At 46.7% G+C, this 12,228-nt stretch carries 11 protein-coding genes; all 11 read right to left on the bottom strand.

Annotation, left to right across the window (positions count from 1 at the left end; genetic code table 11):
• Window positions 1–20: 20 nt before the first annotated feature.
• Complete coding sequence (locus E4K67_RS10195) at window positions 21–1,043, bottom strand: radical SAM protein (RefSeq protein WP_135546293.1); 1,023 nt, start codon at window positions 1,041–1,043, stop codon at window positions 21–23.
• Window positions 1,044–1,045: 2 nt separating this feature from the next.
• Window positions 1,046–2,146 carry a radical SAM protein gene (locus tag E4K67_RS10190; RefSeq protein ID WP_135546292.1) on the bottom strand — a complete coding sequence of 367 codons (1,101 nt, stop codon included), beginning with the start codon at window positions 2,144–2,146 and terminating at the stop codon, window positions 1,046–1,048.
• The gene (locus E4K67_RS10185; protein ID WP_135546291.1) at window positions 2,139–2,561 is read right to left on the bottom strand and encodes a glycine cleavage system protein H; all 423 of its coding nucleotides are present in this window, start codon (window positions 2,559–2,561) and stop codon (window positions 2,139–2,141) included. The genes E4K67_RS10190 and E4K67_RS10185 overlap by 8 nt, the downstream gene beginning before the upstream one ends.
• Before the next feature lie 68 nt (window positions 2,562–2,629).
• A complete protein-coding gene (locus E4K67_RS10180) occupies window positions 2,630–3,799 on the bottom strand; it encodes a (Fe-S)-binding protein (protein WP_135546290.1) in 1,170 nt (389 codons plus the stop codon).
• A complete protein-coding gene (locus tag E4K67_RS10175; RefSeq protein WP_135546289.1) occupies window positions 3,796–5,307 on the bottom strand; it encodes an FAD-binding oxidoreductase in 1,512 nt (503 codons plus the stop codon). Before E4K67_RS10175 ends, E4K67_RS10180 begins: the two co-directional genes overlap by 4 nt.
• A gap of 2 nt (window positions 5,308–5,309) precedes the next feature.
• Window positions 5,310–5,741, bottom strand: a complete 432-nt coding sequence (locus E4K67_RS10170; protein ID WP_135546288.1) for a glycine cleavage system protein H — start codon at window positions 5,739–5,741, stop codon at window positions 5,310–5,312.
• 14 nt (window positions 5,742–5,755) lie between these two features.
• Window positions 5,756–7,330, bottom strand: coding sequence for a lipoyl synthase (gene lipA, locus E4K67_RS10165; protein ID WP_135546287.1), 1,575 nt, complete (start codon window positions 7,328–7,330; stop codon window positions 5,756–5,758).
• Between the two features lie 18 nt (window positions 7,331–7,348).
• Window positions 7,349–8,941 carry a 2-oxo acid dehydrogenase subunit E2 gene (locus E4K67_RS10160; protein WP_135546286.1) on the bottom strand — a complete coding sequence of 531 codons (1,593 nt, stop codon included), beginning with the start codon at window positions 8,939–8,941 and terminating at the stop codon, window positions 7,349–7,351.
• A 58-nt stretch (window positions 8,942–8,999) separates the two neighbouring features.
• Window positions 9,000–10,025 (bottom strand): ATP-NAD kinase family protein, encoded by a 1,026-nt coding sequence (locus E4K67_RS10155; RefSeq protein WP_135546285.1) that lies wholly within the window; start codon window positions 10,023–10,025, stop codon window positions 9,000–9,002.
• Between the two features lie 83 nt (window positions 10,026–10,108).
• A complete protein-coding gene (locus tag E4K67_RS10150) occupies window positions 10,109–11,080 on the bottom strand; it encodes an alpha-ketoacid dehydrogenase subunit beta (protein WP_135546284.1) in 972 nt (323 codons plus the stop codon).
• A gap of 24 nt (window positions 11,081–11,104) precedes the next feature.
• Complete coding sequence (locus E4K67_RS10145) at window positions 11,105–12,067, bottom strand: thiamine pyrophosphate-dependent dehydrogenase E1 component subunit alpha (RefSeq protein WP_135546283.1); 963 nt, start codon at window positions 12,065–12,067, stop codon at window positions 11,105–11,107.
• Window positions 12,068–12,228: the final 161 nt, after the last annotated feature.

Genomic DNA, 12,228 nt, shown 5'->3' with positions numbered 1-12,228 from the left:
TTTAATACTTTCTACTTTTTCTACAGTCCACCACAGCACATCTCACTCATGACTGATTTTAACCCATGCGCTACAGCGGAGTCTATGGTTTCATCAAGAGGAAAGGCCAAGGTATTAATTCCCGCCGCTATGAGCCCCCGCTCCAACCAAGCCTTTTGAGTATAGGGTCGAGCACAACCAAAACTTAGTTTAAGCGCAGGATTCCAGAGCCGAGTTTGAGCTGTGATCCGTATGATATCGGCCGCATCGGGTCCAAGCACACCGCCCATCGGAGTATTCAGCACAGGTCGTAAAGCCACTAACACCAGCGTTTTCAAGGGATAGTCACTTAACGTTTGAATAAGGTTCTCTTCTCCCATTATTTTCCCGTAATTTAAGCCAATAACCACATGGGGGACGACATCTAAATCCTCAGCTAGCAGAATCTCCAAAGCCTCTCTAAAGGCGCTAGGCTGGCGATCAAGATGATAAACCCGCTGAATTGTGGCGGCATCACCGATCATATCCAGAAAAACTTTATCAACCCCAGCCTTTTTCAACCCCACTGCTGCTTCCTTATCTGCTAAGCCGGTATGCACATGAATCGTAAAGTTCAGCGATTTCAAATATGCTATAGCCTCCAAAAAAGGCTTTAGTGGGATCATTCCCTCTGGATTACATCCACCAGTAATCAAAAGTCCTGTTGCACCTTTTTCACGCAGTCTAAGTCCTATTTCCTTTAGCTTTTGCGGGGTTGGGGCTGGAATCATCCCCTTCAGCATTGTCCCCTGGCAATGGTCACAGTGTAGAGCACAAGCGTCTCCTGTGATGCTCACATTGAGGAAGCGGCCTGAATTGCTAAAGTTCTTACCCTCATAGTGCCTGCCGCCGGGAACTGCAAAGTTTATAACATCAGGGAAATTTCTCCTGCGTAAGCTCCAGGCTTTTGAGAGCAGCTTAGATAAGTTCGCACTTTCATCAAATTCCTTCCAACCTCCGGCGAAAGTCTGTTCTAACTCTCTTGTAGGAATTTCAATTGTCAACAGGTCATCCCTGAAATTCACGATTATCCAACCCCCTCCATGAGCCCAGCGTAGAGTTCACCCCTTATCTTCTCCACATCTTGTAGGTTGGGAACAAACGGATAATTGGCGAGGGTAATACCAGGGCGTTCATTGCCATAGGGACGATTACAGGCAGTTTCCCCATCACGCCCGGGACAGCCGGACGTGCGAAAAGGTTGACCGGAAGCGACAAAAGCTTCGACCACTATCCCAAAATTACAAACTTGTCCAGAACTATTAAAGCCCATAGTTTGGGCACTCGAAATATCATTCATAATAAGATAACGAGCTAATTGCATACGGCGGTATTGACCAAGGGAGGGTGCCGTTTCTTCAGCCATGGCACTGCCTGGTTCGGGATAGAACGAAAACAGATGAACCACCGCGCCTAACTCGTGTACTTGCTGAAAAGCCGTGACCATTTCTTGTTCGCTTTCTCCTAAGCCGACAATCAGATGAACACTGACCTTGCCTGATCCAAAAACGTCTACACCTTTTCTTAGAATCTCCCAGTAATGCTCCCATTGATGAGGTCCCCGAACACCTTTTCCTCGGTATTTTTGGAAGATTTCTGGGGTAGCTGCGTCAATCGACACCCCCAGTTGATCGGCACCAGCGTCTTTGAGTTTTTGTAAGTCTTCCGTCTTATGTATCAGCGTCGGGGCACATAGAACACTAATCGGCAAATTAACTTCCCTGTGTAAACGGGCTATAAGCTTTAATGAATCCTCCATGGCGCTCTTATGGGTGATCATGGATAGGCAAATTCGTTTCAAAGAGTTTTGATAGTGTTTCGTCCGTTCGAGGATGAGATCAAAGGAGTAGGTAGGCCAAGCAACTCGGATGAACGTGGTCCCTTTGGTTTTTTCTGAACGTTTTTGTTCCAAACCACAATAACCGCAGCGTCCCTGACAGCCCCCTTGATAAGTCAGGAGCAAGTTTAAGCAGGTGAGCTTGGCATTACGATAGAAAATACCGCCCTTTAAACCGAGTGTCATCGCGGCCGCAAGACTGGTTTGGATAACCTCCGGACTTTCTAAACCCATATCCTCGATCTCTAGGTTAAGTTCACCCTGGGAACGATCAGCGTGAGTGTTAGACATCACAGGCCTTCTCCCTTTCTAACTCCAACTCTAACCATACCTTGTGTTGCTCTACGTTCATATGCCTTTGGCCTTCAGAGGAATCAGTTTTTATTTTAAAGAGCCAACCGTGCCCATAGGGATCTTGATTAATCAAGCGTGAGTTTTTCAGGACCTCCGCGTTCACGGCACAGATTTCCCCTGTCTGGGGAGCATAAAAACGTCCGACCCATTTCCCTGTTTCCAGAGAACCTACGGCCTCTCTTGCCTTCACCTGAGTACCCAATTCTGGCAAACTCAAGTACAAAATATCCCCTCTGGTGTATTGCCCGTAATCGCTTAAGCCAATGGTTATAGTTTTCCCTTCTCTTTTGAGCCACTGATGGTGTTCATCATAGAGTAAGTCTTCTGGGAAATGCCACTCACCGATTTTCATATACTCACCCTCTTTATTTTATAATGCAAGCAGCTAATATCCTATTCTGTATCAGGAACATTAATAAACTATTCTTCTAAGGATCGCCATAGTAACTCAGTAACGTCTAAAACTTCAAGTGTTAATTTTTCCTGTCTTGCCGCCATTTGCAAAGTCTGGACACATTGCTGGCACGCAGAGGTTAAAATAGTTGCCCCTGTAGCCACCGCCTCACGGGCCCGTTTCAGCGCAATTGCTTGACTTAAACCCTTATCTACCGCAGCTAGATTTCCTCCACCACCGCAGCAATCGGCCAAATCCCTACGATGAGGCATTTCGACAAAGCTAAGACCCTCTATGGCCTGTAAAATCTCTCGGGGCTCATCATAGATCCCACTGTTGCGACCCAAATCGCAAGGGTCATGATAAGTGACAGTTTCCTCTAAATTGCCAGGCACTAATTGCTTTGTACGAATCAATCTGGCCATATACTGAGTAGCGTGGAGCACCTCAAAGCCCAGATTTTCCCCAAGGATCGTCGGATATTCGTGGGTCCAGGTATGATAACAAGAGGCACAGCCCGTAATTAAGGTTTTGACCCCCAGAGCGCGTACCTTTTCCACATTGTGTTTCGCTAATTCATTGACTTGTTGAGAGTTTCCCGAAGCGATCAGCGGGAATCCACAGCACCATTCGTCACTTCCTAGAACGGTATAATTAACGTTTGTGTGGTCCAATAAGCTTACAATACTTTCAGAAATCCCAACCGACATGGGATAGAAGGAAGACACACAGCCTACAAAGTAAGCAACCTCACTCCCGACTTTTGAGACTTCTACTTCAACCTCATCTAAATCTTCCGCCCAGTCAAGGCGGGCTTCATTAGAGAACGTGCTGATATTGTGTGTCGCTTTAATTTGCAGGGCCATCTGGGTTAAGTTAGGATGCTGCATCCCCCGATCCCTTAAATCTTCCCGCAGCTTCAACCAAAGCTCACGTGTATTAATCCCAGCTGCACATATTTCCGCACATTTACCACACAAAGTACACTCCTGCAAACGCTGGGCATATTGGTTCGTGGCTTTTTTCTCTTTTTTCTTCAGGAATACTTCTTTGGCCAACGCAATTTTGGCTCTTGGTGCAGAGGATTCCCAACCGATTTCTCGGTAAACGGGACAGACGCTTCGACAACTGCCGCAGCTACCGCAGACATAACTGGTTTTGGCTATTTGCTCACGAAGTTGTTCAATCGTTTTCATCGACCTTTTCCTCCTTTGAGGATTTTGAGGACCAATGGTCGAAAGAGACCAATCATGATCATACCAAACCCAAAGACATAGCTGTTCAAAATAATATTCGGGGGATTGTAACCCTTTCCGGGATTGAGCATCGCGTGGGGATCTACCGCATGTTTGCGCTGGAGGCGACAGTCTCTTTCTTCCTTGTCATATATTTTTTTCAAATAAGGAGTATTCCAAAAGCCGATGACGTAGGGTTTACCACCCAAGCTTTGCCCCAACCTGTAAAGGTTGCTGGTGAAACTAAGATCGACGATGTAACGGATCAGGTTAAGTTCATCAGAGGGATAAAGAACCATCACCAAGACCCTTTCAGGAGACACGAGATGGGCATACGTAACGCACAGGGTATTGGTCTTTTGACCCAATTTACTTAACCTCTCATAAAAGGCCGCAAAATTACTGACCGAGAGTGTCATTTCTGCCGCTAGAAGGGAAGGAAGTGTTTGTTCAAGCCTGAGAGATTTAAAGCGATCATTCCATTCCTCCGCTCCTACCTTCTCAGGTAATAAACTACCCCTTAGGAATTCCACCTGTTTTCTGATTTGATCAACCTCTTTATCCACTACATCACGCTTGCCCTCTAGATCAATTTCCAGGCTGTACTTTCCTGGCGGAATCGCCTCAGCGTAGCCAGCTTTCTGGAGCGACATGATGAATTCCGGGCTACTAAAATGAACATTATACAGAGACGTAAAAAGCTCTCCACCTAGCCAGGCCATCATTGATCCAGTATCAGTTACATTATTAAAGACCGCTAGCAGGTGCTCCTCTTTTTCTGGAACGTCACGTACCAACAACTTAATCTCCGTAATAATTCCCCGGGTTCCTTCAGTGCCCATCAGGTCATAAAATTGTAAGCCTGATTGCTCAGATCTGTTGTTCCTTGTAGTGCCTTTCTCAGGTCGTGATAGTTCCACTATTTCCCCAGTGGCCGTCACACCCCGTATGGCCATAACTTGATCGTGAACTGAACCATAAGAGACAGAGCCGATACCTAAGCCTCCCATGGAAATCCATCCTCCGATTGTAGCGGAGGGGGCACTGCTAGGGCTAGAACAAACCGCACAGCCTTGTTGTCTCAATCCATCATCGAGGTCTTTCCAAGTCATTCCTGCTTTGACCCAGACCGTTTTTTGATTGTTCTCCTGGTCTAACTCTAGTTCCAAAAATCCTTGGAGGCGATTCGTATCAATCACTAAACCACTCTTGATCGGAATGCAATTAAAATAGGCAGTAGAGCCTCCGCCTCGGACTGTGACTGGTATTTTACCTTGCTTTGCCCACTTGATCAAACTAGAGATTTCTTCTGCCGAGATGGGCTGAACCACGGCTTTAGGAAGGGGATTTGTGAGTAAATGGACAAGAATAGCGGGGACATAGGCCACATCTTTAGCATATGGGGCAAGTTCAAAAGGGTCGGTTGTGGCCCTTTTTTCTCCGCATATTTTTTGTAAAGCTTGTTCCATGACTACCCCTCCTTACCGGGAACATTCTTGGCAATCTCGCCCTTAATCCACTCTGCAACTTTCACACCATCCATGAGTTTGCCTAAGTCCTCCTGGAGATTGTTAGGCTCAATCAAGGCAATCCATCCAATTCCATAACAATCCTGGTTCATCTTTTGCGGTTCATGCAATAACTCTTTATTGACCTCCACGATCTTACCTGCTAAGGGTACCTCGATACGCCCGGCCCACTTTCCCGACTGCATAGAGCTGAGAAGTTTACCTTCTATTACGTCTTTACCGAGTTTGGGTAGCTTAACAAATGAGATATCTCCCGCTAATTTCTGAGCAAAATCATTCATGCCTACTCTGACTAAGTTCCCCTCTACTTTCACCCAGGCATGGTCTTCCGTATAGTAGAGGTCGTCCGGTAAATTGTAGCCTTCAATAATCATACTTTCCACCTCCATTAAGGTTGCGCATGATAGGAACTACGGACTAAGGGGCCACATTCGGCTCTTTCAAAGCCCCGTTCTAGCGCCTGCTCCCTGTACCAAGCAAACATACTCGGAGAAATGTATCCCATGACAGGTAAGTGCTTCGACGTGGGCTGTAAGTATTGACCGATGGTCAGGTAATCACACCCTGCCTTGCGCAAGTCCTCCATAACACAACAGACTTCCTGTGTTGTCTCTCCTAGGCCTACCATCAAACCACTTTTAGTTTTGATCGTAGGATCCAGTCTTTTAACCTCCGCCAGGACCTTCAACGAGCGCTCATAATTTGCCCCCGGCTGCACATGAGGATAAAGATCAGGTACCGTTTCGATATTGTGACCGATGACCTCTGGTTTAACCGCAACAATCGTTTCCAGTGCTTGAATTGAACCTGCTAAATCAGGGATCAACAGTTCAATACTCGTTTTTGGCGTTTTTTGTCGCAAGGCTCTTACAACTCGTGCGAACTCCCCTGCTCCGCCGTCTGGTAAATCATCTCGAGTCACTGATGTGACGACTGCATGTTTAAGGTTAAGGCTTTTGACGGTTTCAGCCAGCGCTTCCGCTTCTGTCGGATCGGGAAGACATGGGATTCCTTTGCTTACTGCGCAGAAACGACATCCCCTGGTACATATGTCACCAAGAATCATAAACGAAGCGGTGCCTAACGCAAAGCATTCACCCGCATTGGGACAACATGCTCCCTGACAAACCGTATGCAAGCGACCCTTTGCTAAAACATCTTCCATTTCTTCCATCACACCCGCTAAAGGAGCCGCAACCGTTAACCAACTTGGTCGAAAAGCCTTTGCTTCTAGGCCGTCAGACGTCAACAATCGTTCCACATCAGAGGAGGGAGGACGAATTTCCCATTGGAAAAGCGCACACATTTCTTCAATGATTCTATTTTTAGCCTCGGAAATACTAATCGAGCGGTTCAATTCTTCAGCCATCGAAGTCATTTGCACACCCGACAGACCGCAAGGAACAATGGTCTTAAAGTGAGATAAATTCGGGTTAACATTAAGAGCAAAGCCATGAATGGTGACCCAGTGAGTTACCCCTAATCCAAGACTGGCAATTTTCTTCTCCCCAACCCACACTCCAGGAAACCCAATCCGTCGATCCGCTTTGATTCCAAAGGTAGCAAGCGTTCTGATCAGCATTTCTTCTAATTTACAAACCAACAAATGGACATCTTTTTGGTATTCATGGAGATCAAGGATTGGATAGCCTACAAGTTGACCCGGACCGTGGTAAGTAACATCTCCGCCCCGTTCGATCTGGAAAACCTGGAATTTATGAGCCGAGAGCCATTTTTCACCAGCCAGGATATGGTCAAGGCTACTGTCTTTCCCCAAAGTGATTGTGGGAGGGTGTTCTACCAAGATAAAACTATCAGCGACTTCACCCTTGATTCTGAGGTTTTGCAATTTCTTCTGAAGTTGCAAAACCTTTGTATAGTCCGCTTTCCCGAGGTCAAGAAGGTACGTGGGATGAAAACTCACCTCCGTCTTGACACTCTTCGCCTTTACTGACCCAACCATCAGTTATCCCCGCTTTCTTTACCCTCCAAAAGCTTTGATACACTCACGAACTTTTGTAACGGTATAAGCCATGGCCGGCCCGCCTCCAAATGCAACAGCGACTCCAGCTGCCTCGAGCACTTGATCACCTGAGGCTCCGGCATTCATGGCATTATAGACATGAGCAGCAATACAGTACTCACATTTGCCATAAATCGCGACGGCCACCGCCATGAGCTCTTTTTCCATGATTGATAATTCACCTTCGCAGAAAACCGGCGCCATGAGGCTTTCAAAGCCAATCGCCAATTCTGGCGCTTCTTCCTTCAGCTCTGCCAAGCCACCGGAAAACGCCTCTAATAGTTCGTGGGGAGATTCGTTCCCACCAGTTTGGATGACAAGGTCTTCCATTTCTTTGGGTTCTAACTCGAACCAAGGATAAGGATTTTCTAACATTTCTTTCAGACGGCCCAGAAACTCTGCCGCCAGTGAACCATCGATGATCCGATGATCCAAAGAAAGGCTCAGCGTCATCAGATGTCTGTTTTCTAAACGTCCGTTGACCATGATCGGTTTCTGTTTGATGGTCCCAACCCCTAGGATGGCGGTTTCTGGCCGATTAATAATGGGGGTAAACCCTTCCACTCCATAGGATCCCAGATTGGTGATCGTGAAGGTCCCTTGCTGGATCTCCTCCGGATTGAGTTCAGAATTACGCGCTCGCGCGGCAAAGTCTTTAATTTTGGCCGAAATCTGTTCCAGGGTAAGCATGGGAACATTCTTTAAGTTAGGAACGACAAGCCCTTCTTCTAAAGCTACGGCCACCCCAACATTAACCGTTGTTGGTATTTCAATTTCCTCTGCGGTACTGCGTGAGTTCACAAGTGGAAATTCTAATAACGCCTGGCCGGTAAACTTGACGAGGAAATCCGTATAGGAGAATTTAACTCTTTTTCCGCTGCCCAACTCATTTAATTGCTCCCGCACATCTTTGAGAGCGCTCAAATCCACGTCTTCCATGAGGGTGACATGGGCAGCGTCTCTCCGGCTCTTCGACATGCGATCCGCGATGACTCCACGCATGCTCAAGGGATCAATGGGACGCAGTTCAGCGTTAGTCTCTCCATTAGCTTGGGCCAGGTAATTTAAGATGTCCACTTCAACCACTTTGCCATTTGGGCCGCTACCATTAATTAATCCAAGATCAACGCCTTCTTTGTCAGCGAGTTTGGCAGCACGAGGAGATATCTTGCCAACGCCGGCAAAAATTGCAAACGGTTTAATGGGTTTTGTCTCTTTTTTCTTCCCTGCGTCGTCGCTCCCGCCGGCTAATGCCGCTTGTAAAACACTTAACGCTTCAGCGAGGGCACTTTCTAAAGAAGCCGGTTCTTCCCCCTCTTCCCTCAAAACAGCCAGTGGAACAGAGATTGGGTAGCTCGAACCCTTATCACCGATAATCTTATAAAGTACACCACTATAAGGTGAATCAACTTTAATGTTTACTTTCTCCGTCATGACCTCTAGGAGTGGTTCACCGAGGGCAACCGTCTCCCCTTCGTTTTTTAACCAGCTGACTACTTTTCCTTTTTTCATGGTTAAGCCTAATTTAGGCATAAGCATAATATGTGCCATTTTTCTTTACCTCCTAATTTTTTTAGACTGTCTCGAGTGCTTAACCATTCGGCCGATTTTAGCGATTGATGAATAACCCTTTCTCAGTCGCCCGGTTTAAGGTACTTTTGACATCGACCACAAACGGTCCTGTCTGCACTAGTTCTACTTCAGCAAAGTCGTTTGGACCGATCAGAATCTCTCGTTCTCCATCAACCGCTATAACACAAGGGACATGACCTACAACAACTTTCTGACCGGGACTCATTAATTCGTATGAGCGAACAGGAACCGATCGAATCAGACCAGGTCCTACTGCTGCTTTTACATAGATTAGGGAGCCTTGGGTTGGATCCAGCGTTTGCTCGCCACTTTCTGCGATGATTAAGTTTATCCCCTTGGCTTCCCTCCTATTGATGGGATGCAGGGCACCGACGATGGCCGCAATACCAATATGAAAGGGCTCGCCGCACGTAGCCACAATCTGCCGGATCTTACCTATGTCCCAAATTGCCCGGGAACCGACGAACTGCTCAGCTAGCACAACAGCATCTATTAAGGCTATATCCACCACTTTACCGTTGATATAGATAATTAACTTTTTGGTCCGAATAACAGAATACTCGTGTTCTACCGCACCTGTTGCAACTAAACCAGCTGCCAATCCCGCTATTGTTCCTTCCACCATAACTGAGAAAACATTATTGGTTCCTGTGGAAACAGGCATGATAGGAACCTCCCCGGCTCCTTTAGCTACAACCCGGTTCGTTCCATCACCACCCAGGGTAACCAAGCAACGAACGCCCAGTTCTGCCATGTTGGCTGCTGCCAACAGCGAATCCTCTTGATTTGCCTTGCACTGCATGGGTAAAAGCTTTGTCTCCATGGTTAGTTGATTCTCACCGCTGAAGACATCTAAAGCACGCTCGTAGAAACCATAATAGTCCGGCATAAACCAAACTTTATTAACCCCTGCCGCTTGAAGCCCAAGCAAGATTCTCCTGATCAAATTGGTTTTTTCCTGATTATCAAAGACAGTGGCATGCGCCACCAAACGTCGGATATCTTTTCCTGAAGCTGGATTTGCAATAATTCCTGCAATCATATACATATCCTCCTACCCAAGAGTTAAGGGCAACCGAACGATCGGCCGCCCTTCTCGGAGAACGATTAACCCTACGGAATATCTTAGAAAAAGGATTTCACCGCTGCGATGATTTTTGCCTCATCCGGAATAAATGCCGCTTCCAGGTTAGCTGCAAAAGGAATAGGAGTAAAAGGTGCTGCTACCCTTTTGATGGGAGCATCGAGAGAATCAAAACATTCCTCCGCGACCATTGCTGCGATTTCTCCCCCAAATCCTCCCTGTTTGACCGCTTCATGCACAATAACCAGTCGTCCGGTTTTTTCTATCGATTTATACAGCGTTTCCTTGTCAAACGGCACAAGGGTGCGAGGATCAATCACTTCAGCTTCGATTCCCTCTAGAGCTAAGGTTTCCGCAGCCGCTAGGGCTTTATGAAGCATCATGGAATAAGCTAAGATCGTGACATCTTTTCCTTCTCGTTTGATATCCGCCTTTCCCAGGGGGATGGTATATTCCCCGTCGGGGACTTCCCCCATTACCCCATAGAGGGCTTTATGCTCTAAGAATACGACCGGATTATCATCACGGATAGCAGATTTTAACAAACCTTTAGCATCTGCTGCAGTCGCAGGCATAACTACTTTAAGCCCTGGAACATGGCACATTAATGCTTCTAGGCTTTGAGAGTGCTGGGCCGCTGCACCCACTCCGGCCCCGCAGGCCATCCTTAACGTCAGCGGTACCTTAGCCTTTCCACCAAACATATAGTGCATCTTGGCAGCTTGGTTAATTAACTCATCTAGACAGACACCTACAAAGTCGACAAACATTATTTCTGGAACTGGACGTAAACCAGCGACTGCAGCCCCTACCGTTGAACCCATAATAGCAGTCTCAGAGATCGGAGAATCCAACACTCTTTGATCGCCAAATTTTTCAAGCAGCCCTGTTGTGACTCCAAAACATCCCCCGAATGCTCCAACATCTTCTCCTAGTATATAAACTTTCTCATCCCTACGCATTTCTTCCTCGAGTGCCTCATTAATCCCTTGGGAGTATGTCATTTCTGCCATAATCATCTCACCCCTTCAAATTCCTTAATCGCAGTAAACGTCGCTTGTTAGTTCATCCAGAGTGGGCACAGGACTATTCTGAGCAAACTCAACCGCATCGGCAATAACCTTTTTAACCTCAGTCTCGATTTGATTGATTTCCGCCTCTGTCGCCATTTTCATTTCTTGCAAACGGCTCGCGAACCGTGGCAAAGGATCTTTCGCTTTCCAGGCGTTCACTTCTTCATCACACCGATATACGCAGGGATCTCCTTCAAAATGACCGTGATGTCGATATGTTTTACATTCAATTAAGACGGGGCCTCCACCAGCACGAGCACGCTTCACGGCTTCTTCCGCTGCTTCGTAGACAGCCATAACGTCATTGCCGTCAACGACCATACCAGGCATTCCGTAGGACCCTGCACGGTCTGCAATGTCCGTAATGTTTTGATGCCTTTCCTGACTCATCGAAATACCGTACATATTATTCTCGTTGACGAAAATCACAGGCAATTTCTGAATACTCGCCATGTTCAATGACTCGTGGAAAGTACCCCGGTTCGATGCTGCGTCCCCGAAAAAGCAGATCGCAACTCCATTCGTCTTCAAATATTTAGTAGCAAAACCTGCACCTACCGCTAAGGGTAAACCAGCACCCACAATTCCATTCGCGCCAAGAAAACCCAGTTCTACATCGGCAATATGCATAGAACCACCTTTTCCTTTACATTGCCCGTCGATCCTACCGAAAATCTCAGCCATCATTTTGTTGATCGATGCTCCGCGGGCAATCCCATGCCCATGCCCCCGATGAGTACTCGCGATATAATCCTGTTTTTCTAAGTTCGCACAGACTCCGGTAGCCACAGCCTCTTCACCGATGTACAGATGAACAAAACCAGGAATTTGACCTTGCGAAAAAAATTTAGCCACGGTCTCTTCAAATTCACGGATCGTACGCATTTGACGATATAGATCAAGCATTTGCTCTTTATTAAGCGCCACTAAAAATCACTCCTCATCCAAATAAGTTTTTTCGTTAGATCATCCTCAACGCCTTTGACTACGTTACTAAAATATCTCTACTTTTCTCCTCCTTTGCTAAATACCATGTTTTTCTGCTGAACGTGATTTGATTTACACTTCCTTATATAAAATACCTATTC

Source organism: Desulfosporosinus fructosivorans (assembly GCF_004766045.1).
Lineage (GTDB): Bacteria > Bacillota > Desulfitobacteriia > Desulfitobacteriales > Desulfitobacteriaceae > Desulfosporosinus > Desulfosporosinus fructosivorans.
This window is presented reverse-complemented; position numbering and strand designations above follow the sequence as displayed.